This is a genomic window from Pseudomonas sp. BS3767 (genome assembly GCF_900099665.1).
GTDB lineage: Bacteria > Pseudomonadota > Gammaproteobacteria > Pseudomonadales > Pseudomonadaceae > Aquipseudomonas > Aquipseudomonas cerasi.
Genome location: NZ_FNCX01000004.1, coordinates 73,543 through 99,535, shown reverse-complemented (window position 1 = coordinate 99,535; position 25,993 = coordinate 73,543). Strand labels below are relative to the sequence as shown.

Annotated in this window: 24 protein-coding genes; 13 read left to right on the top strand and 11 right to left on the bottom strand. The window is 60.0% G+C overall.

All coding sequences use genetic code 11. The features are described 5' to 3' along the window. The first annotated feature begins 125 nt into the window (after positions 1-125). The 5 genes from BLR16_RS13455 to BLR16_RS13435 all read left to right on the top strand — a co-directional run bounded on the left by BLR16_RS13455 (position 126) and on the right by BLR16_RS13435 (position 5,429). Positions 126-788, top strand: coding sequence for a DedA family protein (locus BLR16_RS13455; protein ID WP_003367362.1), 663 nt, complete (start codon positions 126-128; stop codon positions 786-788). Between the two features lie 208 nt (positions 789-996). Beyond that, positions 997-1,665 carry an isoprenoid biosynthesis glyoxalase ElbB gene (gene elbB, locus BLR16_RS13450; protein WP_003432245.1) on the top strand — a complete coding sequence of 223 codons (669 nt, stop codon included), beginning with the start codon at positions 997-999 and terminating at the stop codon, positions 1,663-1,665. A 120-nt stretch (positions 1,666-1,785) separates the two neighbouring features. Continuing rightward, positions 1,786-2,844 carry a PA0069 family radical SAM protein gene (locus BLR16_RS13445; protein WP_024663446.1) on the top strand — a complete coding sequence of 353 codons (1,059 nt, stop codon included), beginning with the start codon at positions 1,786-1,788 and terminating at the stop codon, positions 2,842-2,844. Positions 2,845-3,051: 207 nt separating this feature from the next. Beyond that, on the top strand, positions 3,052-3,792 hold the full coding sequence (locus BLR16_RS13440) for a carbonic anhydrase (RefSeq protein WP_003432243.1): 741 nt from the start codon (positions 3,052-3,054) through the stop codon (positions 3,790-3,792). A 104-nt stretch (positions 3,793-3,896) separates the two neighbouring features. Next, entirely contained in the window at positions 3,897-5,429 is a 1,533-nt protein-coding gene (locus BLR16_RS13435) for a SulP family inorganic anion transporter (RefSeq protein WP_074806607.1), read from the top strand. Positions 5,430-5,548: 119 nt separating this feature from the next. Here the strand turns inward: BLR16_RS13435 and BLR16_RS13430 are convergent, their stop codons facing one another. Beyond that, positions 5,549-6,199 carry a hypothetical protein gene (locus tag BLR16_RS13430; RefSeq protein WP_003367366.1) on the bottom strand — a complete coding sequence of 217 codons (651 nt, stop codon included), beginning with the start codon at positions 6,197-6,199 and terminating at the stop codon, positions 5,549-5,551. A 280-nt stretch (positions 6,200-6,479) separates the two neighbouring features. On the opposite strand from BLR16_RS13430, the gene BLR16_RS13425 reads away from it, so the two are divergent. Beyond that, complete coding sequence (locus tag BLR16_RS13425; protein WP_054081229.1) at positions 6,480-6,974, top strand: cytochrome c oxidase assembly protein; 495 nt, start codon at positions 6,480-6,482, stop codon at positions 6,972-6,974. A 69-nt stretch (positions 6,975-7,043) separates the two neighbouring features. Then, a complete protein-coding gene (locus BLR16_RS13420; RefSeq protein WP_092194337.1) occupies positions 7,044-7,676 on the top strand; it encodes an SCO family protein in 633 nt (210 codons plus the stop codon). A gap of 234 nt (positions 7,677-7,910) precedes the next feature. Here the strand turns inward: BLR16_RS13420 and BLR16_RS13415 are convergent, their stop codons facing one another. From BLR16_RS13415 to BLR16_RS13405, 3 genes are read right to left on the bottom strand one after another with little or no spacing between them, the layout of a single operon-like run. Beyond that, positions 7,911-8,684, bottom strand: coding sequence for a MetQ/NlpA family ABC transporter substrate-binding protein (locus tag BLR16_RS13415; RefSeq protein WP_003432230.1), 774 nt, complete (start codon positions 8,682-8,684; stop codon positions 7,911-7,913). Positions 8,685-8,734: 50 nt separating this feature from the next. Then, the gene (locus tag BLR16_RS13410; protein WP_003317371.1) at positions 8,735-9,409 is read right to left on the bottom strand and encodes a methionine ABC transporter permease; all 675 of its coding nucleotides are present in this window, start codon (positions 9,407-9,409) and stop codon (positions 8,735-8,737) included. Continuing rightward, on the bottom strand, positions 9,409-10,416 hold the full coding sequence (locus BLR16_RS13405) for a methionine ABC transporter ATP-binding protein (RefSeq protein ID WP_003317372.1): 1,008 nt from the start codon (positions 10,414-10,416) through the stop codon (positions 9,409-9,411). Before BLR16_RS13405 ends, BLR16_RS13410 begins: the two co-directional genes overlap by 1 nt. 307 nt (positions 10,417-10,723) lie before the next feature. Between BLR16_RS13405 and katE the strand changes: the two genes are divergently transcribed. Beyond that, entirely contained in the window at positions 10,724-12,874 is a 2,151-nt protein-coding gene (gene katE / locus BLR16_RS13400; RefSeq protein ID WP_003367375.1) for a catalase HPII, read from the top strand. 151 nt (positions 12,875-13,025) lie between these two features. Here the strand turns inward: katE and BLR16_RS13395 are convergent, their stop codons facing one another. From BLR16_RS13395 to BLR16_RS13380, 4 genes are read right to left on the bottom strand one after another with little or no spacing between them, the layout of a single operon-like run. Continuing rightward, complete coding sequence (locus BLR16_RS13395) at positions 13,026-13,742, bottom strand: PA5502 family lipoprotein (RefSeq protein ID WP_074806603.1); 717 nt, start codon at positions 13,740-13,742, stop codon at positions 13,026-13,028. Positions 13,743-13,780: 38 nt separating this feature from the next. Then, complete coding sequence (gene znuB, locus BLR16_RS13390; protein WP_003367378.1) at positions 13,781-14,569, bottom strand: zinc ABC transporter permease subunit ZnuB; 789 nt, start codon at positions 14,567-14,569, stop codon at positions 13,781-13,783. Further along, positions 14,562-15,350: a zinc ABC transporter ATP-binding protein ZnuC gene (gene znuC, locus BLR16_RS13385; protein WP_003367380.1), complete on the bottom strand. Its 789-nt coding sequence runs from the start codon at positions 15,348-15,350 to the stop codon at positions 14,562-14,564. The genes znuB and znuC overlap by 8 nt, the downstream gene beginning before the upstream one ends. Further along, positions 15,350-15,832 carry a Fur family transcriptional regulator gene (locus BLR16_RS13380; RefSeq protein WP_003425978.1) on the bottom strand — a complete coding sequence of 161 codons (483 nt, stop codon included), beginning with the start codon at positions 15,830-15,832 and terminating at the stop codon, positions 15,350-15,352. The genes znuC and BLR16_RS13380 overlap by 1 nt, the downstream gene beginning before the upstream one ends. A 67-nt stretch (positions 15,833-15,899) precedes the next feature. Here BLR16_RS13380 and znuA point away from each other — a divergent pair, with 67 nt between their 5' ends. Then, complete coding sequence (gene znuA, locus BLR16_RS13375) at positions 15,900-16,841, top strand: zinc ABC transporter substrate-binding protein ZnuA (protein WP_003367385.1); 942 nt, start codon at positions 15,900-15,902, stop codon at positions 16,839-16,841. A 249-nt stretch (positions 16,842-17,090) separates the two neighbouring features. Here the strand turns inward: znuA and BLR16_RS13370 are convergent, their stop codons facing one another. Both BLR16_RS13370 and BLR16_RS13365 read right to left on the bottom strand, forming a co-directional pair. Beyond that, positions 17,091-18,041: a homoserine kinase gene (locus BLR16_RS13370; protein ID WP_003367386.1), complete on the bottom strand. Its 951-nt coding sequence runs from the start codon at positions 18,039-18,041 to the stop codon at positions 17,091-17,093. A 36-nt stretch (positions 18,042-18,077) separates the two neighbouring features. Then, positions 18,078-18,365, bottom strand: coding sequence for a DUF2782 domain-containing protein (locus BLR16_RS13365; protein ID WP_003367388.1), 288 nt, complete (start codon positions 18,363-18,365; stop codon positions 18,078-18,080). 74 nt (positions 18,366-18,439) lie between these two features. Between BLR16_RS13365 and polA the strand changes: the two genes are divergently transcribed. Next, positions 18,440-21,205 (top strand): DNA polymerase I, encoded by a 2,766-nt coding sequence (gene polA / locus BLR16_RS13360; RefSeq protein ID WP_092194306.1) that lies wholly within the window; start codon positions 18,440-18,442, stop codon positions 21,203-21,205. A gap of 241 nt (positions 21,206-21,446) precedes the next feature. Here the strand turns inward: polA and yihA are convergent, their stop codons facing one another. Beyond that, a complete protein-coding gene (yihA, locus tag BLR16_RS13355; protein ID WP_003341625.1) occupies positions 21,447-22,082 on the bottom strand; it encodes a ribosome biogenesis GTP-binding protein YihA/YsxC in 636 nt (211 codons plus the stop codon). A gap of 294 nt (positions 22,083-22,376) precedes the next feature. On the opposite strand from yihA, the gene BLR16_RS13350 reads away from it, so the two are divergent. From BLR16_RS13350 to BLR16_RS13340, 3 genes are read left to right on the top strand one after another with little or no spacing between them, the layout of a single operon-like run. Further along, positions 22,377-23,021, top strand: a complete 645-nt coding sequence (locus BLR16_RS13350) for a thiol:disulfide interchange protein DsbA/DsbL (protein ID WP_003432225.1) — start codon at positions 22,377-22,379, stop codon at positions 23,019-23,021. A gap of 9 nt (positions 23,022-23,030) precedes the next feature. Then, the gene (locus tag BLR16_RS13345) at positions 23,031-23,906 is read left to right on the top strand and encodes an endonuclease/exonuclease/phosphatase family protein (protein WP_003367393.1); all 876 of its coding nucleotides are present in this window, start codon (positions 23,031-23,033) and stop codon (positions 23,904-23,906) included. Next, the gene (locus BLR16_RS13340; protein WP_074806598.1) at positions 23,903-25,975 is read left to right on the top strand and encodes a GGDEF domain-containing protein; all 2,073 of its coding nucleotides are present in this window, start codon (positions 23,903-23,905) and stop codon (positions 25,973-25,975) included. The genes BLR16_RS13345 and BLR16_RS13340 overlap by 4 nt, the downstream gene beginning before the upstream one ends. The last annotated feature ends 18 nt before the right edge of the window (positions 25,976-25,993 follow it).

Sequence of the window (25,993 nt, the reverse complement as noted above, 5' to 3'; positions counted from 1 at the left end):
CACGGCCTTCAAGGGGATACGACCATTGTGGTTGCAAGAATCTTTAACGTCGAGACACATATGGACACTTTCATGATTGCCTTGGGCGCGTTAGGCTGCGCGTTCATTTCGCCAGCATCCAGACAATGCTCCAGAATTTCTTGAACGAATTCGGCTACTTTGCCCTGTTCCTCGGCACCTTTTTTGAAGGCGAGACCATTCTGGTTCTTGCCGGATTCCTGGCGTTTCGCGGATACATGGACCTCAACATCGTCATCCTCGTGGCCTTTTGTGGCAGTTATGCGGGTGACCAGTTGTGGTATTTCATGGGGCGCAAGCACGGCCGCAAGCTCCTGGCGCGCAAGCCTCGCTGGCAACTCATGGGCGACAAGGCCCTGCGGCTGGTCCGCAAGCACCCGGATATCTGGGTATTGAGCTTCCGCTTCGTGTACGGGCTGCGAACGGTCATGCCCGTGGCCATCGGCCTGTCAGGTTATCCACCCGGGCGTTATCTTCTGCTGAACGGTATCGGCGCAGCTGTCTGGGCTGCGGCGCTGGGTTCGGCTGCTTACCACTTCGGCGCGGTTCTCGAAGGCTTGCTGGGCAACGTCAAGAAATATGAACTCTGGGTGCTGGGCGCGCTGGTACTGCTGGGGCTGGCCCTGTGGATACGCAGACGCATCAAGAACGCCCGCATCGCCCGTGAAGAGCGTGCAGAAAAGAGCCGCTTCTGCGCATCGGCAGCGGCCTCCGACCTGGAAACGCCGGTCACCGTGCCCGTCGATCTGACGAAAAAGTCCGACGAATAAACTCCCCCGTACCTCTCCCGAGCGCAGGCTGACAGGCCTCGCTCGGCGACAGCGCACAGACGCTGCAGACCTCGCGACCACCACCCTCCCCATGCACCTTGTGCGCAGCCAGCAATCCCTCAACTGAACACTCGGCCCGCAAAGCGATCAACTGAACAGACAAATTAAAAGAAGCCTTAGGTTGCTCAAGCACAAGGAGCCGAAATCGATGCAGAAAAAAGTGGCTGTAATCCTCTCCGGCTGTGGCGTCTACGACGGTGCCGAGATTCACGAAAGCGTTCTTACCCTGTTGCGCCTGGATCAGCGCGGTGCGCAGGTTCAGTGCTTCGCGCCTGACATCACTCAGCATCACGTCATCAATCACCTGAGCGGTGAGGAAATGCCCGAGTCGCGCAATGTACTGGTCGAGTCTGCGCGCATTGCACGGGGCGAAGTGAAAGACATCCGCGAGGCGAATGCCGAAGACTTTGACGCCCTGATCATCCCGGGCGGTTTCGGCTCGGCAAAGAATCTTTCCGACCTTGCCCTGCAAGGCCATGCCTGCCAGGTCGAAGCCGGGTTGCTGGAGCTCGCCGAGGCGTTTGCCGAAGCCGGCAAACCGGTCGGGCTGATCTGCATCACCCCGGCACTTGCGGCCAAGATCTATGGTCCCGGCGTGACCTGCACCATCGGTAACGACCCTGAAACCGCCGCGGCCATCACCAAAATGGGTGGCAGTCATTCAGAATGCGCCGTCGATGACATCGTCGAGGACGAAGCGCGAAAACTGGTCAGCACGCCTGCCTATATGGTCGCCAAAAGCATCAGCGAGGCGGCCTCGGGCATCAATAAGCTGGTTGACCGTGTGCTGGAGCTGACTCACGAGGGCGATGCCTGACCGTCGCCCTGTCTGCAAAATACCGCCCGTCAGGCGAGCGGTGTTTTGCAGGCCGACCTTAGTGATCCATCCGGGCTTTATGCCGTACTGTACGCATGAACAGTATACGAGTAATGCCAGATGTCCAGCCTCTATCCGGTTCGTGGCCGAGGTACTGCCAGCAATCCGCATAACCGTTTCGCACCCAGTCAATCAGTGGCTGAAGACGATGGCTGGTATCAGGAAGTGCCACTCACGCAAGGCACCCAGGTCACCAGCGAAACAGCCAAAAGCATAATCACCCGCAACAGCTCGCCGGATATCCCCTTTGACAGGTCGATCAACCCTTACCGGGGCTGCGAGCACGGCTGCATCTATTGTTTCGCCAGACCCAGCCACGCCTATTGGGACATGTCTCCCGGCCTGGACTTCGAGACCAAGCTGATCGCCAAGACCAACGCGGCGGCGTTGCTTGAGCAACAGCTCTCCAAACCCGGCTACCGCTGCGCGCCCATCACCCTCGGGGCCAACACCGACCCCTACCAGCCGATCGAACGGGAGTACCGCATCACCCGGGCGACGCTTGAGGTGTTGCTGCGCTATCGGCATCCGGTCAGCATCATTACCAAAGGCTCGCTGATCCTGCGCGACCTGGATCTGCTGGCAGAAATGGCCAGGCTGCGGCTGGTGTCGGTCTTCATCAGCCTGACGACGCTGGATGACGAGCTCAAATGCATCCTCGAACCCAGGGCAGCGGCGCCCAAGGCTCGCCTGCGGGCCATTCGGGTATTGCGTCAGGCGGGTGTCCCGGTCGGTGTGCTGTGTGCGCCGATGATCCCGATGATCAACGACAGCGAGCTGGAGGCACTGCTGAGCGAAGCGAAGGCTGCGGGCGCCCTGAGCGCCAGCTACGTCATGCTGCGCCTGCCGCTGGAAGTCGCGCCGCTGTTCGACGAGTGGCTGAAGACACATTACCCGCAACGCGCCGATCATGTGATGAGCCTGATTCGTCAAAGTCGCGGCGGAGCCGTGTACGACAGCACATTTGGGTCTCGAATGCGTGGCGAAGGACCGTTTGCCGACCTGCTGGCTCAACGCTATGCCTTGGCAATCAAACGACTCGGATTGAACAAACGTGGTGAATTTGCACTCGATTGCGATGCGTTTTGTCCGCCGGGAGGACAAATGTCGCTGCTGTGACGAACTTGGTACTATCGTGCAAACCCGCGTCCCAGAGCAATCGCATTCAGTTTCGTTTAAGCTTCGGCGATTAGTCTGTTACTCGGAGTGTCATCAGCGATAGCGCTCAAGGGATTTGTTCGTGATGCCCTTTAGAGAGGGATCACATCCGGCTCTGGTCAAACAGGCATGAAGAATCCACATCAATTCGTCAGAGAGGATGAAGACATGACAGACATCGGTAAACAGCATTCGGCTACGTCGTCCAGCACATCAAGCCATTCAGACAGCGCCGACGTAGCGTTGAAACATATCGTCGATGGCTTTGTACATTTCCGTAACGAGGTCTTCCCCCAGCAGGAAGAGCTGTTCAAGAAGCTGGCGACTGCCCAATCGCCACGGGCCATGTTCATCACCTGCGCCGACTCGCGCATCGTGCCCGAATTGATCACCCAAAGTTCGCCTGGCGACCTGTTCGTCACGCGTAACGTCGGCAACGTCGTCCCGCCGTATGGCCAGATGAACGGCGGCGTGTCCACCGCTCTGGAATACGCAGTGGTTGCACTGGGCGTGCAGCACATCATCGTTTGCGGACACTCTGACTGCGGCGCCATGCGCGCAGTGCTCAACCCTGACAGCCTGGACAAGATGCCTACGGTAAAAGCCTGGTTGCGTCATGCCGAGGTTGCCCGCACGGTAGTCGAGCAGAACTGCAGCTGCAGCGGCGAACTGGAAACCATGCAGGTCCTGACTCAGGAAAACGTGATTTCCCAGTTGCAACACCTGCGCACCCACCCTTCGGTCGCAGCAAAAATGGCCAGCGGCCAATTGTTCATTCACGGCTGGGTCTACAGCATCGAAACCAGCGAAATCCTGGCTTATGACGCCGAGCTCGATCGTTTCATACCGCTCGACGGTTCGGGACCGACGCCGATGGCTTCACCGAAAGCACGCTTTTCAGCCGACTGATCACCAGTCCGACTGACGGCAAGCCCTTCTTTATCAGCTGATGGCGGCTGCGCAGGATGCGCGTCGCCCGTCTTGCCTCGTCTGAAGAATTCCGGAGAAGCGTCATGGGTATTACAGCATTGAAAACCGCTTTACCACGTGAGCTGCTCGCTTCCGTGGTCGTGTTCCTGGTCGCCCTGCCGCTGTGCATGGGGATCGCCATCGCATCCGGCATGCCTCCGGCCAAAGGTCTGATCACCGGCATCGTAGGCGGGCTTATAGTCGGCTGGATAGCCGGTTCTCCGTTGCAGGTCAGCGGACCCGCAGCCGGTCTGGCAGTACTGGTTTTTGAAGTGGTACGCGAGCACGGCATGGCCATGCTGGGTCCTATTCTGGTACTCGCCGGGTTACTTCAGCTGCTGGCAGGTCGATTCAAGCTCGGCTGCTGGTTCCGGGTCACGGCGCCTGCGGTGGTCTATGGCATGCTCGCCGGTATCGGCGTGTTGATCGTACTGTCACAGGCACACGTGATGTTCGACAGCGGTCCCAAACCTTCCGGGCTGGACAATCTGATCGCCTTCCCTTCCACACTGATCCAGGCCTTCGGACCAGGCACCGGCATGCAGGCCGGTATGCTCGGTCTGGGCACCATGCTGATCATGTGGGGCTGGGAAAAACTTCGTCCGCAGTCTTTGCGCTTCGTACCCGGCGCGCTGCTGGGCGTGGGTATCGCAACCGGCATCAGCCTGTTCATGGCCTTGCAGGTCAAGCGTGTCGAAGTGCCTGACAACCTGGCCGACGCCATCGACTGGCTTCGCCCGGCCGACCTGATGAACCTGGCCGACCCGGCCATTCTGGTTGCCGCTATCGTTGTGGCGTTCATTGCCAGTGCCGAAACGCTGCTCTCTGCCTCGGCGGTTGACCGCATGCACAGTGGCCAGCGTTCGGACTTCGACAAGGAACTCAGCGCTCAAGGCGTGGGCAACATGCTCTGCGGCGTGCTCGGTGCGTTGCCGATGACCGGCGTTATCGTGCGCAGCTCGGCCAATGTCCAGGCCGGTGCCACCACGCGCTTCTCGACGATCTTCCACGGTCTGTGGCTGCTGGCGTTCGTGTTGCTGCTGTCGAGCGTACTGCAGAGTATTCCGGTCGCGAGTCTGGCTGGTGTGCTGGTTTATACCGGTCTGAAGCTGGTCGATCTGAAGGCGTTTCGTGGTCTGGGTCGCTATGGCCGGATGCCGATGTTTACCTATGCGGCGACTGCCGTGGCAATCATCTTCACCGACCTGCTGACCGGTGTACTGGTCGGTTTTGGTCTGACCCTGGTGAAGCTGGCGTTCAAGGCTTCGCGTCTGAAGATCAGTGTGGTCGAACTGGCGGCCGAGAAGGAATTCGAGCTGCGTCTGGTCGGTGCCGCAACGTTCCTCAAGGTGCCGGCGCTGACTCAGGCACTGGGCACTATTCCGCAGGGCAGCACGGTGCATGTGCCATTGGGCAATTTGTCCTACATCGACCACTCGTGTCTGGAACTGCTGGAAGAATGGGGTCGTTCCAATGCCGCTCATGGCACCCGGTTGCTTATCGAATCGCGTGGCTTGAAGCGTCGTCTTGAAGGGCGGATCTACACGACAACGGGGATCGGCTCGGGCGCCGCCTGACAGACGCTACCCTGTTATCACAGCTCTGGGACATGTGAGCCGGATGGGTCTTCGCGTAGCAGCGGAGCGATATCCGGCTCCTTCCATTGCGGGCGAAGACAGTGATTCGGGCCTCTGAATCAGACCGCGGAGCGCTCCAGCTCCAGGCCGACGCCCAATTGCCGTGACAGGCTTGGCCAGCGCTGCCAGGCCGCACCCGTTTCAGGGCTGATCAGCTTCTCGCGGTAGGCCTCGACCGAGTCCAGCGCGAAACTCTCCTCATCAAGCAGCTCATCGACAGCATGGTGAACCGCTTCGTCCAGCTGGTTGGCAAATTGCTCGCCGATCAACTGGTGGGCAATCACGCTGGCAACCGTGGTATTTGACGGTATCAGCGGCTGACCGAAATGCTTGATGTACAGGTCATTCACTTCCTCGACCAGCCGATGCGCCAGATAAGCCTCGTCCAACAGGCTTTCCAGGCCTTCATGCCCATCCATGATGGAAGGCGGGGCCGCGAAAAAATGCTCGGCGATTTTCAACACCGGCTTTATCTGCCCTTCGATCCCGGCGTGCAGCGCGACCTCATGGGCAGCGTCCAGCAGATCGGGGACCAGATCGATATAGGCCGTGACGAAACGCGTCAGTACGTCTTTCGCGTCGACTTCCGGCAGGTGGATGGCGGGATGAAGATGTGGGAGCTTTTGTTCCAACTGTTGCAGCAAGTGGCCGGTCCGGGCCTCATGTTGATGGGCTAGTTGTATCTGCTCGCGCAATGCGGCGGTGTTCATGGCTGCTGGGACTCCTTGAGGCGTCAGACCCCATGGTTCGTTGATGGAGAGTCATACGTTAGCTTGCTTAACTAAATGCTTAAGACGGTTTTGCTATATGCAACTCACATTTAGATACATTTGCGCTATCAGGGCATATTTTGCTCAACTTTTGACCGAAAACGACTGCCTTCCCCCGGCGATGCGGGTGCGCTGCAGTTCGCGTTTTGAATAAGCAGGCTACTCTGAAGTCGCCCGCAGCTATTTCGACACGCTGTCAGACATAAAAAGTGAGCCACGCATGAGCCAGCCTCTTTTGTCCAAACAGCTCGTTCTGCGTTTGACGTGTTTAATAGTGATCATATTGATGTGCGGATTGGCATTGCCGTCGCTTTACGGCGTGCTGACCGGACACAACGACAATGGCGTAGCGGGTCAGGACGCTTCACGCCAGATCGATGTGCTGTTCACTGCCGGCAATGCGGCTGGGATGACCTGGGCGTTCTACCCGCAGTCGCGCCAGATGCAGGTCCATCCCGGAGCGCTCAACGAGATGATCTTCATCGCGCAGAACCCGACCGACAGACCGATGAAAGCCCAGGCCGTACCGGGTATTTCGCCCGGAAAGGCCGCAGCGTGGTTTCACAAGACCGAATGCTTCTGCTTCACCCAACAGACATTACAGCCGGGCGAGCGCATCGAGATGCCGGTGCGCTTCATCGTCGACCGTGACATACCCGAGGATGTAAAACGTCTGACGCTGGCCTATACGCTGTTCGATGTCACCACGCCCTAGATCTAGGCTCGGTGCGCGATATAGGCCATCATCCCCGGCCGCATGCCGATCACTACCCGCGCCGACACCATGACCCGTACTCATAAAACCGTTTTCATTGTTGCTGCCATTGTCGCCCTGCTTCTGAGCCTGATCCTCAGCCAGGTGCTGACTGGCCGCAACCCACAGGACCAGGCGGCGCTCAACGACGCCGGTATTGTGCTGCTCCCCAAAAGCCGCCAGTTACCGGCCCTGAGCATGACCGACCAGAACGGCGCGGCTGTAGCGCTTGATGGCTTGAAAGACCAATGGACGTTGATGTTCTTCGGCTACACCTTCTGCCCGGACATCTGCCCCACGACCCTGGCGCAGATCAAGCAGATCAGGACCGAGCTGCCCGAAGAGACAGTCAAGCGCATGCGGGTGGTACTGGTCAGCGTCGACCCGAACCGCGACACGCCGCAGCAGCTCAAGCAATACCTGGGCTACTTCGACCCGCAGTACATCGGCCTGACGGCACCTGTCGCTGATATCCAGACACTGGCCAATGCCGTGAGCATTCCGTTCATTCCCGCAGACACCAGCAAAGCGAACTACTTCGTCGACCACAGCGGTAATCTGGCTTTGATCGGCCCGGATGGTACGCAACGAGGCTTTATCCGCGCACCGCTGAACAATCAGAAGCTGGTGAAGCAATTGCCGGGGCTGCTGGAAAGGGATTAGGGCCTGTGAGATTCCTGCGGGAGTGACCGGGGCGGCGATCCGCATTGCTCACGACGACTTGGTCCAAACGCTCTATTTTCTGGAGGCTTTACCGGCCTCTTCGCGAGCAAGCTCGCTCCCACGACGCGCCTGTATAACTATGAGCACAGAGCGTGGGAGCGATAAGGTGTTCCCGACGCTCTGCGTCACAAGGGACGCAGAGCACTGGCGCGAGAACCGCAAGGTACAATCGGATCAGAACGCCGGAACCACAGCGCCTTTGTACTTCTCGGTCAGGAATGTTTTCACTTCCGGGCTCTGCAAGGCGGCTACCAGCTTCTTCATCGCGTCCGAGTCCTTGTTGTCCGGGCGGGCCACCAGAATGTTCGCGTAGGGCGAATCGGCACCTTCGATGATCAGCGCGTCCTTGGTCGGGTCGAGCTTGGCACTCAGGGCGTAGTTGGTGTTGATCAGCGCCAGATCGACCTGAGTCAGGACGCGGGGCAGCGTGGCCGCTTCCAGCTCACGGAACTTCAGGTCTTTCGGGTTATTCACGACATCCGAAGGCTTGGACAGGATGTTGCCCGGCTCTTTCAGGGTGATCAGACCTGCCTTGGCCAGCAGCAGCAAGGCGCGGCCTTCGTTGGTGGCGTCATTGGGCAGGGCGACATTGGCGCCGTTGGGCAGCTCTGCCAGCGTCTTGAACTTGTCGGAGTAAGCGCCGAAAGGCTCGATGTGCACCTTGGCCACGGCCACCAGATCAGTGCCTTTGCCCTTGTTGAACTCATCCAGATACGGCTGGTGCTGGAAGAAATTCGCGTCCATACGGTTCTGCGACACCTGCACGTTAGGCTGAATGTAGTCATTGAACACCTTGATGTTCAAATCCACGCCTTCTTTGGCCAGGGTCGGTTTGACGAACTCGAGGATCTCGGCGTGCGGCACGGCAGAGGCCGCGACGGTCAGGGTTTCGTTGGCTTGCGCGGACAAGGCGGTGACAGCGGCGAATATGGCCAATAGTTTCTTCATGCAACAACTCCTTCGGGCCCGCACAGGCGGGCCAATACCAACGGATTCGATCAACGATGTGTGAAATGCGCGACCAGTCTGTCGCCGATGGTCTGCAGAATCTGCACCAGCACCAGCAACAATACGACCGTCACGAACATCACATCGTTCTGGAAGCGTTGATAACCATAACGAATCGCCAGGTCGCCCAGCCCGCCAGCGCCCACCGCACCGGCCATGGCCGTGAACGACACCAGCGCAATGGCGGTCACCGTGATCGCCGCCAGAATGCCGGGGCGCGCCTCAGGCAGCAGCGCCTTGACGATGATCTGCCGGGTCGTCGCGCCCATGGCCTGCGTGGCTTCGATGATGCCGCGATCCACTTCGCGCAAGGCGGTCTCTACCAGGCGCGCAAAGAACGGCGTGGCACCGGCGATCAGCGGCGGCAACGTGCCGAGGATGCCCAGTGACGTACCGGTAATGATCTCGGTCAACGGCATCATCACGATCAGCAGGATGATGAACGGCAGCGCGCGCAGCATGTTGACGATCACCCCGACCGTCGCATACAGCTGCTTGTGCTCCAGCAACTGACGCGGCGAGGTGAGAAACATCAGCACGCCCAGCGGCAGGCCGAGCAGGATGGTGAAACCGAGCGATACACCGAGCATGATCAGCGTGTCGCCAGTGGCCACCCAGATCTCGTACCAGTCGACATTGGAAAACAGGTTCAGAAAAGCGTCCATCAGCGCAGCACCTCCATATGAACATCAGCGGCGGTGAAGCGCGCGAAGGCGGCGTCCATGTCGCCGCCGGTGATGGCCAGCGTCAACTGCCCGTAAGGGGTGTCCTTGATGCGGTCGATACGACCGGCGAGGATGCTGTAATCGACGCCGGTTTCCCGCGCCACCGTGCCGAGCAACGGCGCGTAGGTGGCCTCGCCCTGAAACGTCAGACGCACGATACGGCCCTGAACGTGAGCGAAATCATCGCGCTGTTCGTTTTCGTCGACCTGCTCGTCTTCCTGCACAAAGCGCCTGGTGGTCGGGTGTTGTGGATGCAGAAACACATCAGCGACCCTGCCGTGCTCGACAATCACCCCGGCGTCCATCACGGCCACCTGATCGCAGACGCGACGAATCACGTCCATTTCATGGGTGATGAGCACGATGGTCAGCTTCAGCTCACGATTGATCTCGGCCAGCAGTTGCAAGACCGACGCAGTGGTCTGCGGGTCCAGTGCGCTGGTGGCTTCATCGCACAGCAGGATTTTGGGTTTGGTAGCCAGTGCGCGGGCGATGCCGACACGCTGCTTCTGGCCGCCCGACAGTTGTGCCGGGTACTTTTTGGCGTGATCGGACAATCCGACCCGCTCCAGCAACTCGGCCACACGCTGGTCGATCTGCTTGCGCGGCATATCGCCTGCCAGGGTCAGCGGCATGGCGACGTTGTCGGCCACGGTTTTGGACGCCAGCAGATTGAAGTGCTGGAAAATCATCCCGACCTGTTGGCGGAAACGGCGCAGGCCATTGGCGTCGAGCGCAGTGACGTCTTCGCCATCGACCACGATCTGTCCACCACTCGGGGTTTCCAGGCGGTTGATCAGACGCAGCAAGGTACTTTTGCCCGCGCCGGAGTGGCCGATGATGCCGAACACCTGGCCACTGTCGACGCGCAGGCTGGTGGGGTGCAGGGCCGGTATTTCCTTGCCTGCCACCCGATAGGTTTTGTGGACGTTATGAAACTCGATCACGGAGCGAACCTTGTGGGGGCGCGTTAAAAAATCAGCGCAGTGGATCAATTCCACTTGCTTCGTTACCTCGGCCAGATTGAGCCGGGCGCGCATTTTAGCCTGTCCTGCCCGCTGTGCTTAGCATTTATTTGCAGGCTGTCCTGCGCAATGGACATAACACGACCGTTGGTGATCGCAGGTCGAAAATAAAAGGAACGGCTGTTTTTTGCTCCGGTCACTTCTTGGATACCGTGATTTCCCGCTTACGCCAGGGAAGTCGTATTCAGCGAACCCAACTCAATGATTGGGGCGAGATAAGGAGTCTCTGATGGCTAGCAAGAACGCACCACCTGTAACCCAAACGCCCAAGAGCGAATTGGCAGGTACCGACACCCTGGACCGTGGCAATACCAACGAGAAGCTGGAAAGCCTTGAGCAGTTCCGCTCGGACGCGACCCAGCAGGCCCTGCGCACCAATCACGGTGTCAAGATTTCCGATAACCAGAACACACTGAAAGTCGGCAGCCGCGGCCCATCGCTGCTTGAAGACTTCATCATGCGTGAAAAGATCACGCACTTTGACCATGAGCGTATTCCGGAGCGTATCGTCCACGCCCGCGGTACTGCAGCACATGGCTATTTCCAGACTTACGAAGACCACGGCGCCCTGAGTAAAGCAGGCTTCCTGCGCGATCCGGGCAAGAAGACCCCGGTGTTCGTGCGTTTCTCCACCGTTCAGGGCCCACGCGGCTCGGGCGACACCGTGCGTGACGTGCGTGGCTTTGCCGTCAAGCTCTACACCGACGAAGGCAACTTCGACCTGGTGGGCAACAACATGCCGGTGTTCTTCATTCAGGACGCCATCAAGTTTCCTGACTTCGTGCACGCGGTGAAACCCGAGCCGCATAACGAAATCCCTACGGGCGGCTCGGCTCACGACACCTTCTGGGACTTCGTCTCGCTGGTGCCGGAATCCGCGCACATGGTGCTGTGGACCATGTCCGACCGTGCGATCCCGAAAAGCCTGCGCACCATGCAGGGCTTTGGTATCCACACCTTCCGCTTCATCAACACCGAAGGTAAGTCGAGCTTCGTGAAGTTCCACTGGAAGCCCAAGTTCGGCGTGTGCTCGCTGGTCTGGGACGAAGCACAGAAGCTCGCCGGCAAGGACACCGATTTCCACCGCCGCGACCTGTGGGAGTCCATCGAGATGGGCGACTATCCGGAATGGGAACTGGGTGTACAGATCGTTGCCGAGGAGGACGAGCACAAGTTCGACTTCGACCTGCTCGATCCGACCAAGATCATCCCGGAAGAGCTGGTGCCGGTCACCCCGCTGGGCAAGATGGTCTTGAACCGTAACCCGGACAACTATTTCGCCGAAACCGAGCAGGTTGCCTTCTGCCCCGGCCATATCGTGCCGGGTATCGATTTCTCCAACGACCCGCTGCTGCAAGGTCGCCTGTTCTCCTACACCGACACGCAGATCAGCCGTCTGGGTGGGCCGAACTTCCACGAAATCCCGATCAACCGTCCGATTGCGCCGAACCACAACGGTCAGCGTGACGCACAGCATCGCACCACTATCGACAAGGGCCGCGCCTCCTACGAGCCGAACTCGATCGATGGCGGCTGGCCGAAAGAAACCCCTGCCGGCCCGGTAGATGGCGGCTTCGAGACCTACCCTGAGCGCGTTGAAGCGCACAAGGTGCGTGAGCGCAGCGAATCGTTCGGCGATCACTTCTCGCAGGCCACCCTGTTCTTCCAGAGCATGAGCCATCACGAGAAAGAGCACATCATCGCGGCCTATAGCTTCGAGTTGGGCAAAGTCGAGCGCGAGTACATCCGTGCCCGTCAGGTCAACGAGATTCTGGCCAACATCGATCTGGAGCTGGCCAAACGTGTAGCTGCCAACCTGGGCTTGCCAGCACCGACAGCCGGTACCGTACCTGCGCGTCAGACATCGGTAAAAGAGTCGCCGGCGCTGAGCCAGGTCAACCTGCTGTCTGGCGATATCGTTTCGCGCAAGGTTGCCATTCTTGTGGCTGACGGCGTCGACGGCAAAGCGGTCGAAGCCATGAAGGCTGCACTGACTGCCGAAGGCGCACACGCCAAGGTATTGGGCCCGACCTCCGCACCGGTCAAGACAGCTGACGGCAAGAGCCTGCCAGTGGACGCATCGGCTGAAGGCCTGCCTTCGGTAGCGTTCGACGCAGTGTTCGTGCCGGGTGGCAAGGCTTCGATCGAAGCCCTGAAAGGCGACGGCGTGGCATTGCACTTCATCCTGGAAGCCTACAAGCACCTCAAGGCCATCTCCTTTGCCGGGGAAGCCAAAGAGCTGTTGAGCCTGCTACGCCTGGAAGAAGATGCCGGGCTGCTGGAAGTGTCCGATAGCAAATCGTTCAAAGCGTTCTTCAACGCGATTGCTCAGCACCGTGTGTGGGATCGTGAAGTGAAAGCCAAGGCTGTTCCGGCTTGATCTGACGCTGCTACATCGCTCCCACGCTCCGGCGTGGGAGCGCCTTTCTGAACGTTCCCGCCCCCACATAGACTCCGCAACACTTCTCGTTCCTCACGCTCCGCGTGGGAATGCAGTTCTGGACGCTCTGCGTCCGCTTTGGAGGATCGACTCAGGGCTTCGCTGGCGTCAGGATGATCTGCGCTTTTTCATTGCGCTCGATCTGGCGACGCAATTGCAGCTCGAAATCCGGATTGGCCTTGACCACCCGCTTGGTCAGCAACGTGGCCAGCCACGGATAGTCTTCGGTGCGCGGCACCACCATCAGCACTTCACAGTTGAACGCTACGGTATCCGCTGCGATATCGTCCAGTTGACGACGCAATGCACGCATATCGCCGATCTTGAGTTCAATTGTCGTGCTTTCTGCCGACGGATCGATGAGCTTGGCAACCCTTCTGGCTTCGGCCGCCTTCAAATCCGCTTCGGCTTTTTCCAGCTCGGCCTTGCGCGCATGAGCAATGGCGCCGTTGACGCCGCTGGTCAGCGCCGGTGCCTTGGGCATCAGGGCGCGTGCGCGGCTCAGCGCAGAGGCCGCCGCGTTCATGTCACCCTTCTGCAGGCTGATCTGGCTGCGGCTCAGATAGGCTTCGGCCAAACGACGCTGAAAAGGCTCAAGACGGATGTCGGCAGGATTGGCAGCCTGCAACGCCGCCAATTGGTCCTCAGCCGTTGCCAGCTCATTACCGGCGATGTTCTGCTCAAGCTGAGCGAACGCGTCAGGCTGGGCCTCGGAGGCAGGCGTCTCGACAGTGGGCGCACTCTGGCAGGCACCCAGCAGGATGGAAAATGCGACAAGCAGCAGATAGCGTGGGGCGAACGGCTTCATTCCTGCGATTCTCTAGTTTGCGCAAAAAACGAGCAAGTCTACACCGCTCGCCTGGGTAGAACAAAGCTGAGCAAGAACAACGCTGCAGCGCAAACCACTATAGACGGTCCGGCAGGGGTGTCCTTGAACCACGACAATGATAGCCCGGCACACACGGCTATCACGCCCAACAGGCTTGCGCCCAGCGCCATTTGCTCCGGCGAACGGGCGTGACGCTGTGCCGCAGCCGCCGGGATGATCAACAGCGAGGTAATCAGCAGAACACCGACGATTTTCATCGCCACCGCGATCACCACGGCGATCAGCAGCATCAAGGTCATGCGCAGTGTAGCAACCGGCAGGCCCTCGACCCGCGCCAGTTCTTCGTGCACGGTCATTGCCAGCAGCGGGCGCCACAGTGCGACGATCAGTACCAAAACCAACGTGCTGCCGCCCAGAATCCAGCCCAGATCAGCCGGGCTGATAGCCAGCAGATCGCCGAACAGGTAGGCCATCAGGTCGATGCGCACTTCGTGCATGAAACTGAGCACCACCAGCCCCAGCGACAAGGTGCTCGGTGCCAGAATCCCCAACAGCGTGTCCGAGGCCAGCGGTTGGCGCTGTTGCAACGTGACCAGCAACACCGCCAGCAGCAGGCAGCCGACCGTCACCGCGATGGTCGGGCTGATATCCAGCAGGAAGCCCAACGCGACGCCGAGCAGCGCGGCGTGGGACAGTGTGTCGCCGAAATAAGCCATGCGCCGCCAGACCACGAATGATCCCAGCGGGCCAGCAACAACGGCCAGCGCGACGCCTGCGAGCAAGGCATACAGTAGAAAATCAGCCATGCTTGCAGCTGTCTCCGTGAACATGAGTATGAGGGAGGGACGCAGCGTCATTCACCACCGCGCCATGCAGATCATGGGCGTGGTCGTGATGGTGGTGATAAATCGCCAGGCTCTGCGCATTGTTGCCGAACAGCTCGACAAAGGCCGGGTCATGGCTGACCTGCTCGGGATGCCCGGAGCAGCAGACGTGACGGTTCAGGCACACCACCTGATCGGTGGTGCTCATGACCAGATGCAGATCGTGGGAAACCATCAGCACGCCGCACTGGTGGCGGTCGCGCAGCCGGGTAATAAGGCTGTACAGCTCGGCCTGTCCGGCCACGTCGACACCCTGCACCGGTTCGTCGAGGACCAGCAACTCAGGCTTGCGCAACAACGCGCGCGCCAGCAGAACACGCTGCATCTCGCCACCGGAAATGCCTTGAATCGGGCTGTCGATGACTTTCCCGGCGCCGACTTCTTCCAGCGCCGACGCTGCGGCCGTGCGATCCACACCGGGCACCAGACGCAGGAAACGCAGCACCGACAGCGGCAGCGTCTGGTCCACATGCAGCTTTTGCGGCATGTAGCCGACACGCAGCCTCGGCTTGCGCCAGACGCTACCGGCGTCGGGCTTGAGCAGTCCGAGCACCGCACGCACCAGCGTGGTCTTGCCTGCACCGTTGGGGCCGATCAAAGTGACGATCTCGCCGGGTTTGACGCTCAACTGGATGTCATCCAGGACGTTTTGCCCGGAAAGCGTAACGGCGACCTTGTCCAGACGTATCAATGCATCCGACATCAAGCGGCCTTGCAGCCAGCGCAAACGCCGACGATCTCGACCGTCTGGCCTTCGACCGCGAAGCCGACGCCTGCGGCAGCATCGACCACGGCATTGCTGATGGCCGGGTGCTGCAGCTCGATCGCCGCATGACACAGGCGGCAAATCAGGAACTGGCCCTGATGCGCGTGGGTGGGGTGGTTGCAGCCCGTGAAGGCATTGAGCGAGGCAATACGGTGCACCAGCCCGTTTTCCAGGAGGAAATCCAGCGCACGGTAAACGGTTGGCGGGGCCGCACGGCGACCGTCTTCATCACTCAGCACTGCAAGGATGTCGTAGGCACCCAGCGGCTTGTGGCTTTGCCAGACCAGTTCCAGCACGCGACGGCGCAAGGTGGTCAGGCGCAGACCCTGTTTGGCGCACAGCGCATCGGCTTCGGCGAGGGCCGAATGCACGCAGTGAGAGTGGTCATGGGGGCGACTGGCCAGGGGAGTATTGGGCATGAGCAGCGACGATATTGGCTAGAGACGTTATTATGTTACCCGTTCCTGGCTGATATGAGTGATTCGAGTGCGCCGTCTTTTAAATCTTGCTGCTGTTTTCTGGGTCAGCCTGCTGATCATCGCCCCTGCTCAGGCCGAAGTCCGAGTGCTGACCAGCATCAAGCCTCTGCAACTGATTGCAGCGGCTGTGCAGGATGGCGTCGGGACACCGGAAGTGCTTCTGCCGCCGGGTGCCTCACCGCATAACTACGCGCTGCGCCCATCCGACGTACGGCGTGTACAGGAAGTCGAGTTGCTCTACTGGATCGGCCCGGACATGGAAACCTTCCTGCCGCGCGTCCTTCAGGGCCGCAAACTGCCTGCAGTTGCCGTGCAGACGCTGCCGGGCATGCACTTGCGTCACTTTGGCGAAGACAATGCCTCGCATGATGACCACGAGCATGATCACGACAACGACGCAGACGAACATGACCACGACCACCGGCCAGGCAGTCTCGATTCGCACCTGTGGCTGTCGACCGTCAACGCGCGGGTGATCGCCGCAAAAATGGCCACTGACCTGAGCGCTGCCGACCCTGCCAATGCAGCACGCTACACCAGCAACGCCGAGGCCTTCAGCAAACGCCTCGATACGCTGGACGGCCGTATCAAGCAGCGTGTCAGCGCAGTGGCAGGCAAGCCCTACTTCGTGTTCCACGAGGCCTTCGATTATTTCGAAGAGGCTTATGGGCTCAAGCATGCCGGGGTATTCGCCATCGCCGCCGAGATCCAGCCCGGCGCCCAGCACGTCGCCGCCATGCGCGAACGCCTGAAAGCTGCCGGCAAGACCTGCGTATTCAGCGAACCACCCCTGCGCCCGCGCCTGGCCGAAACCCTGAGCGCCGGCCTGCCGGTCAAACTGGCCGAACTGGATGGACTGGGCGGCTACACCCCGGCCACCGCGCAGGGTTACGAGCAAGTCCTGCAAAAGCTGGCGGATGATTTGGCAGGTTGCCTGAGCAGTCTCTGACTGCCACCGCCCACATCGCAGCACTGCTGTGTGACGCAGAGCATCACGAACTGCATTCCCACGCTGGAGCGTGAGGAACGATAGTCGTCAGGGATAACACTATCGTGCCCATGCTCCGCGTGGGCATGCCGGTCTGGACGCTTCGCGTCCTCTTGCGACGCAGAGCGTCACGCACTGCATTCCCACGCGGAGCATGGGAACGAGAGTCAACCGTCCGACGGGTTCAGACGCGCGGAGACAGGTCTGGTCTCAGAGCGCAAACGGCAACGCAATGTGCGCTTCCTGGCGCTCGGCCAGGCGGCGCTCGAACTCCGCAGGGTCATGAATCAGCACGTCCTGACCGGCGAAGGTTTCGGCGGCGATCAAACGTGACAGCCAGAAACGCACGCAAGCGATACGCAACATTGTCGCCCAGAGCTTCGATTCCGCCGCCGTGAACGGTCGCAAGCCCGCATAGGCACCCAGCAAGGCACGGGCGCGGACAGCATCGAGCTGACCGTTTTCGCGGGAACACCAATCGTTGAGAGCAATCGCCAGGTCATATAGCATCGGCCCCGAACAGGCATTGTAGAAATCGATCAACCCGGTCAGGTGCGTCCCTTCGAACAGTACGTTGTCGCGGAACAGATCGGCATGCAGGTTGGCACGCGGCAGCGCCATGATCTGTGGTTTGAACGCCTCGATCTCCTGAAGGCTGTTTTCAAGCAGCGCCCGCTGGGTCTCGCCCAGGTGCGACAGAAAATTGCGCCCCTCGCTCAACATCCAGTCCAGGCCGCGATCAGTCTTGCGCTCGACGATCTGCCCACGGGTCGCCAGATGCAGGTTGGCCAGCAACTCGCCAATCTGCACGCAATGCTGGGTGTTCGGCTCGCTGATGTGCTTGCCCGGCAGACGCGGCTGCAAAAGCGCCGGTTTGTCTGCCAGCTCGCGCAGCGCCTGACCATCGGTAGTGCGCAGCGCATAAGGCACCGGCAGATCGGCTTCATGCAGCACGTCGAGCAGTTCGATGAAGAACGGCATCTCCTGAACCGGGCCGCGCTCGACCAGCGTCAGCACGAACTCGCCCTGCTCCAGGCTGATGAAGTAATTGGTGTTTTCACTACCGGCAGCGATGCCCTGATAGTCAAGCAGACGGCCGAGCCCGTAAGGGGCGAGAAATGTTTCCAGCTCGGGCCGAGCCAGGGGGGTAAAAACGGACATATCAGGACTGCCAACGATTGAAGTGAATGTAGGGTGCTACCAGCTGAATATTTCCCACTGCGGGATCAGCATGTCCGGTTGGTCCGAACGAATGAAATTGGGGCTTGTACCATCGGCGCGCACCAGAAAATAGGGCTTGCCGTGTTTCGGGGTGATTTTAACCGCATACAGAAAGCCGTTCTGGCGATATTCCTGAATGGTTCTGTCACCGTCGGTGCGAATAGTAACGTCCGGCGCCGCTGAAGGTGGATCTTCTGCTGCAATAGCGAACAAAGGGCAAAAGGCCAACAGTCCGGTCAATATCAGTCGATTTACCTTGCACATGATAACCTTGTCCCTTTGTCGTCAATGGTTCGCGCATTCTAGCGCCGACCCCGCCGAAAAGGTTGATTCTGCTCATGACCCAAGCGCCACTCGTCCTGGTAGACGGTTCCTCTTACCTCTACCGCGCCTTCCACGCACTGCCACCACTGGCCACCTCCAAAGGATTGCCGACCGGTGCCGTCAAGGGCGTGCTCAACATGCTCAAAAGCCTGCGGCGCCAGTATCCGGAAAGCCCGCTCGCGGTGGTGTTCGACGCCAAGGGCGGGACGTTCCGTGATGCGCTGTACAACGACTACAAAGCCAACCGGCCGAGCATGCCGGACGATCTGCGTGTGCAGGTCGACCTGCTGCATGCCTGCGTCAAAGGCATGGGCTACCCGTTTCTGTGCGTCGAAGGCGTCGAAGCCGATGACGTGATCGGCACGCTGGCACGCAGCAGCGCGGCGGCCGATCGTCCAGTGGTGATTTCCACCGGCGACAAGGACATGGCGCAACTGGTCGACGGCCATATCACTCTGGTCAACACCATGACCGGCAGCGTGCTGGATGTCGCGGGCGTGAAAGAGAAATTCGGCGTCGGTCCGGAGCACATCATCGATTACCTGGCCCTGATGGGCGACAAGGTCGACAACATTCCCGGCGTGCCCGGCGTTGGCGAGAAGACCGCGGTCGGTTTGCTGGTCGGCATTGGCGGTGGCATCAAGGAGCTTTACGAGAACCTCGACAAGGTCGCCTCCCTGCCGATCCGTGGCGCCAAGACCCTGGCCGCCAAACTCGAAGAGCATCGTGAGATGGCCTTTCTGTCTTACGAACTGGCGACCATCAAGATCGACGTACCGCTGGACATCGAACTGGATCAATTGCATTGCGGCGAGCCCGACCGCGACACGTTGATGGAGCTGTACGCCGAGCTGGAATTCAAGAGCTGGATCGAAGACCTGCAACGCGACGCCAAACGTGCCGGCCAGGAGCTGACCGTCGAAGAGCCGACCGTCGAGGCCAGAGAAGCGGCTTATGAAGTCATTCTTGAACAGAGCCAGTTCGATGCCTGGCTGAAGAAGCTGCAGGCCGCGCCACTGTTTGCCTTCGTCACCCAGAGCAACGGCACCGATGCCCAGCGTGCGCAACTGGTCGGCCTGTCCTTCGCCATTCAGACCCACGAAGCCGCTTACATTCCGCTGACCCATTCATACATGGGCGTGCCGCAGCAGCTGGACCGCGACACCGTGCTCAAGGCGCTCAAGCCGCTGCTGGAAGACCCGGACAAAATCAAGGTCGGCCAGCACGCCAAGTTCGCCATCAACCTGCTTGCCAATTGCGCGATCGACGGCGATCAGGCTCAAGGCATCGACCTGCAGGGCGTGCGCTTCGACACCATTCTGGAATCCTATGTACTGGACTCCAGCGCCACCCGCCACGACCGCGACAGCCTGGTGGCCAAGTACCTGACGCACACGCCGATCAATTTCCAGGAGATTGCCGGCAAAGGCGCCAAACAACTGAGCTTTGACCAGATTGCCCTGGAGCATGCGGGCAATTACGCCGCCGAAGAAGCGGACCTGACCCTGCGCCTGCATGAAGTCTTCGACGCACGGCTGGCCGCGATTCCGACCCTGCAGCCGGTATTGAACGATATCGAGATGCCGCTGGTGCCTGTGCTGGCACGTATCGAGCGCCAGGGCGCGCTGGTCGATGCCAACCTGCTGGGCATCCAGAGCGTCGAACTGGGCGACAAGATGACCGCGCTGGAACGCGAGGCCTTCGCCATTGCCGGCGAAGAGTTCAACCTCGGCTCGCCCAAGCAACTGGGCGTGATTCTCTACGAAAAACTTGGTATGCCGGTTCTCAGCAAGACCGCCACCGGTCAGGCATCGACTGCCGAGGCCGTGCTTGCCGAACTCGCGGAGCAGGATTTCCCGCTGCCCAAGGTGCTGATGCAATACCGCTCGATGAGCAAGCTCAAGAGCACCTACACCGACCGCCTGCCGGAGCAGATCAACCCGCGTACCGGGCGTATTCACACCTCCTATCATCAGGCGGTGGCGGTCACCGGGCGTTTGTCCTCCAGCGATCCGAACCTGCAGAACATCCCGATTCGTACTGCTGAAGGCCGGCGCATCCGTCAGGCGTTCGTGGCTCCGAAGGGCTACAAGCTGCTGGCCGCCGACTATTCGCAGATCGAACTGCGGATCATGGCGCATCTGGCCCAGGACGAAGGCTTGCTGCACGCATTCCGCAATGACCTGGACGTTCACCGTGCGACGGCTGCGGAGGTGTTTGGCGTCGAGTTGGAAAACGTCACCACTGACATGCGTCGCAGCGCCAAGGCGATCAACTTCGGCCTGATCTACGGCATGAGCGCGTTCGGCCTGGCCAAGCAGATTGGCGTCGATCGCAAGCAGTCACAGGCGTATGTCGACCGCTACTTCGCCCGCTACCCTGGCGTGCTGAACTACATGGAGCGCACCCGCGCCCAGGCTGCCGAGCAAGGTTTTGTCGAAACCATCTTCGGCCGCCGCCTGTACCTGCCGGACATCAACGCCAAGAACCAGTCCCTGCGCAAAGGCGCGGAACGCATGGCGATCAACGCGCCGATGCAGGGCACCGCTGCGGACATCATCAAGAAAGCCATGGTGGCGGTGAATGGCTGGCTGGACGAGTCCGGTCTGGATGCTCGGGTCATCCTGCAGGTTCACGACGAACTGGTGCTTGAAGTGCGCGAGGACCTGGTCGATCAGATCAGTGGACAGATCCGTCCACACATGAGCGGCGCAGCGGAACTGGCCGTGCCGTTGCTGGTGGAAGTGGGGGTTGGCAACAATTGGGACGAGGCTCACTGAGCCTGAAGAGGCGAACCTGTGCGCAGGTTCGTCAAATATTGTAGGAAATGTGAACTTTTCTTCACTGCTGGAACTTAACCGTTTGGACAGGAGTCAGACGTGTCGATTGGTTGAAAAATCGATCGTGCTCCTAGTTGTGTTAAGTGTTGGCAGTTATCCAGATCCCACCCTAAGGTCTGGACCTTAAGCCCCGGAACTTCCCCCTCCCCATGCGAAGTCCGGGGTCTTTTTTGCCTGCGATTTACTCCGCAGGCGCCTTGTCTTCCAGTTCCATCCAGTCGGCCAGCACGGTGTAAGCCTCTTCCAGCCCCATGCGCTTGGGGGCCGAGAACAACTGGATGCTCACTGCATCGCCCCAGCCTTTGCGAATCTCGGCCTGAACCTTGAGCAGTGTGTTCTTGGCCGCGCCGTAGGTCAGCTTGTCGGCCTTGGTCAACAGAATGTGCATCGGCATGTTGCTGGCGATGGCCCAGTCCAGCATCAGCACGTCGAAGTCGGTCATTGGATGACGGATATCCATCATCAGGATCAGACCCTTCAGGCTTTCGCGGCTGCCCAGGTAGGCTTCCAGGTGACGCTGCCAGTGCAGTTTGAGCGGGATGGGCACTTTGGCGTAGCCGTAACCGGGCAGGTCGACCAGACGGCGATCTTCGTCCAGGCCGAAAAAATTCAGCAACTGGGTACGCCCCGGGGTCTTGGATGTGCGCGCCAGGCTGGCGTGGGTCAGGGTGTTCAGCGCACTCGATTTGCCCGCGTTGGAGCGACCGGCAAATGCGACCTCAAAACCTTCGTCGTCGGGGCATTGGTCGACCTTGGCGGCGCTGAGCATGAACGTGGCCTGTTGGCACAGACCGAGAATGGGGTTTTTGAGTTGCATGTGATTTCCGGTGAAGACCTGCCTGCAAGGGGTGCGGCAAGAGGTGTCGGTTTCGTTTGGATGCGTGCGCATATAATGACACACCTGTCCCCCGGCCCACACTCACACCGTATCGCGCCGCTCTGACCGGTGTGCTGGAACATTCAGACATGACCTGCTTCACTCCTTATGCAAAAAGGCCGTCTGCGGTCGCCCATTTTTACAACCTCAGCGTTACACTAACGAACTCAGGCTTTCGCGTCCGGTCGAAACCACCGTCGCTTGAAGGCGATTCAATCTGCTCAGGAGTAAAGCATGCGTAATCTGATCATCAGCGCCGCTCTGGTTGCCGCCAGTCTGTTCGGTATGTCCGCCCAGGCCGCCACGCCCATCGAGGCAGGCAAGCAATACGTCGAGCTGGCGAGCGCTGTGCCTGTTGCCGAGCCAGGCAAGATCGAAGTCGTCGAGCTGTTCTGGTATGGCTGCCCGCACTGCTACGCGTTCGAGCCAACGATCAATCCGTGGATTGAAAAACTGCCGTCCGACGTCAAGTTCGTACGCATCCCTGCCATGTTCGGCGGCCCGTGGGATGCACACGGCCAGCTGTTCATCACCCTCGACACCATGGGCGTCGAGCACAAGGTTCACGCCGCCGTATTCGAAGCCATCCAGAAAGGCGGCAAGCGTCTGACCGACAAGAATGACATGGCTGACTTCGTCGCCACACAGGGCGTGAACAAGGAAGACTTCCTGAAAACGTTCGACTCTTTCGCAGTCAAGGGCAAGATCGCCCAGTACAAGGAACTGGCCAAGAAGTACGAAGTGACTGGCGTTCCGACCATGATCGTCAATGGCAAGTACCGCTTTGACCTGGGTTCTGCCGGTGGTCCGGAAAAGACCCTGGAAGTTGCCGATCAACTGATTGCCAAAGAGCGAGCGGCTAGCACAGCCGCCAAGTAAGCGCACATCATGCGCCGCTGGGGCAAAGGCAGTACCCGTATCGTTGGCCTGCATGATCCGCAGGTCAACGAACATCATCTGCTGCAAAACGGCTTGCCGGAAGACGGCAGGCTGCGTTTGCTCAGTTTCAATATCCAGGTGGGTATCAGTACCCAGCGCTACCATCATTACCTGACGCGCAGCTGGCAGCATTTGCTGCCGCATGGCGGTCGAGCTGGCAACCTGCAGAAGATCGGCGATCTGATCAATGAATTCGATCTGGTGGCACTGCAGGAAGTCGACGGCGGCAGCATGCGCTCCGGCTTTATCAACCAGGTCGAGCACCTTGCCCAGCTGGGTGGTTTTCCGTACTGGTATCAACAACTCAATCGCAACCTCGGGCGCCTGGCGCAGCACAGCAATGGTGTGTTGAGCCGTCTGCGCCCGACCAAGATCGAGGATCATCCGCTGCCGGGTCCTGCCGGGCGCGGCGCAATTCTCGTGCGTTTCGGCGAGGGCGAAGATGCCCTGGTCGTGGTCATGATGCACCTGGCGCTGGGGACCCGAACCCGAACCCGGCAGCTCGCCTACATTCGCGAACTGATCGGCGGTTACCGCCATCAGGTGCTGATGGGCGACATGAACACCCATGCCAACGACCTGCTGGAACACTCGCCGCTACGGGACCTGGGGCTTTTGGCTCCGCAGATAGAAGCAACCTTCCCCAGTTGGCGACCACAACGTTGCCTCGATCACATTTTGCTCAGCCCGACCCTGACGCTCGAACGTGTGCAGGTGCTGGCACAGCCCATTTCCGATCATCTGCCTGTCGCTGTCGAGATTCGCCTGCCTGACTCACTGCGTGGGGACTCACTGCCTGTGCCCTCTGGTGGAAGCCTTGCATGAGCGACGACGCGGAGCGTTGGAAAGAGAAATACCTTAAAGGGATCGAGCAACAGGACAAGCTCGAAAAGCGCTGGGATGCGCGGCTCGATTTGTTGCGACGCGGTCTGGTACGCAGCAGTCTTGCGGCAGAGGGCTCTGACCGCGCCGTCGACGAATGCATGAAGGAGATGCGCGAAATTGTCCGCAAGGATGATATGGACGCGGGCCTGGCAGCCCTGATCCCGCGCCTCGAAAAGGCCGTACTGGACTCTGAACAACGCCGCGAAGTACGGGCCGCGCAAATCAGCTCGGCACTGACCGCACTGGTTGCGCAACTGCAGTCATTGCCGCTGCCACGCGACGTACGCAAGCCACTCAAGCGCTTTGCCAAGGAGCTTGAAGAGCGTGCCTCACAAGCCCGTGAGCTGCCCCTGCTGCTCGGCGAGTTGAGCAATTTGCAGGGCCAGGCCCTGACCCAGGTTGAAAAACCCGAGGAAGGTCCGCGCCAGGGATTGCTGCAACGCCTGTTCGGTTCGCGCGAAGGCCAAGGCAACGATACTCATCCCGAGGCTGCTCACCCCGAAGACCCCACCTCGGCACCGGACACGCATGAGCCCGATGCAGAGCCGCAGGCAGCAAGCACTCACGCCCCGGCAGACATCGCTCATGGCGAAGCCGAGGTCGATGACTCACCTGCCACCGTAGCCACCTCTGCCACAGACAGCACACCGCCCACGCCTGCCCCGGAAACCGATACGCCTGCCGTCGTGACACCCGCCGCTGCAACGCCTGAAGAACCTGCACCATCGGTCACGGCTGCGGATGTTGCTCCAGCAACGGCAGAGTCCTTCGCCGAACCTGCACCTGTCACTGTCGAACCCATCGATTTCGCGGATCTCCTGGCGCCTGTTCCGTCAGTGCCCTATCAACAACGGCCCGCGCCAATCGACGCGACAGTTGAAGAACCCGACGCAGAGGCCGAGCAGCAGCCCGAGACGGCAGAAGGCGAAGAAGGCTACGCGCTACCCTCATCACCCGAGCCCAGCTACAGCTCGGTGGCTGCGCATATTGAACAAACCCTGCTGGGCCTTCTGGACGACCTGACCCTCTCCGAGCACTTTCGCCCGCAGGTCGAGGATATGCAGTTACGCTTGAAGCATGGGCTTAACTGGTACGAATTGCTGCCGATCCTCGACGATATGGCGGTGCTGATGCTGGCGATCAACAACGGCGGTCAACAGGAGTTCGGCACCTACCTCAAGCAGCTCAATGAACGGCTCGAATCGTTTCAGAGCCACTTGCAGGCGGCCAGTGAAGATCACGCCGAGGATCAGTCCACCGCGCGCGACCTCAACGACCAGTTGCGCGAACAGGTGGGCGGCCTGCAAAGCAGTGTTCAGGACGCCTCCGATCTGCCCAGCCTCAAGCGGGTGCTCGACAATCGGCTTGAAGCCCTGCTCGGCACCATGGATCACTACCAGCTCAAGCGCGATGCACGCGAGCGCGAAGTGGCCTCGCGACTGCAAGGTCTGGCAGCCCGCGTCGCGAGTATGGAACAGGAAGCCCTGGGCTTCAGGACTCACCTGGAAGAACAGCGTCAAAAGGCCCTGATCGACCCGCTCACCGGACTGCCCAATCGAGCAGCCTGGGGCGAGCGCCTCGAACAAGAGATGGCCCGGTGGCAGGAAGAAAAAAACAGTCTGTTGGTCTGCATTCTGGACCTGGACCATTTCAAACGCATCAACGATGGTTACGGGCATCTGGCTGGCGACAAGGTATTGAAGATTGTCGCCAATGTGTTCAGCAAACGCCTGCGCGCCAACGACTTCCTCGCACGCTTTGGCGGCGAAGAATTTGTCATGCTGCTGCCTGCAACACCTCCTGCCACGGGGCTGACGCTGCTCGACGAACTGCGCGCCGCCGTAGAGTCATGCCCGTTCCACTTCAAGGGTGAGCGAGTCACCATCACCGTGTCCATTGGCCTGACGGCTTTTCGCCCCGGAGAACGGAGCGACACCGCCATCAAACGTGCCGACCAGGCGCTTTACAAGGCCAAGGAGAACGGCCGGAACCGCATCGAACAAGGCTGACTGAAACATTTTGACCTG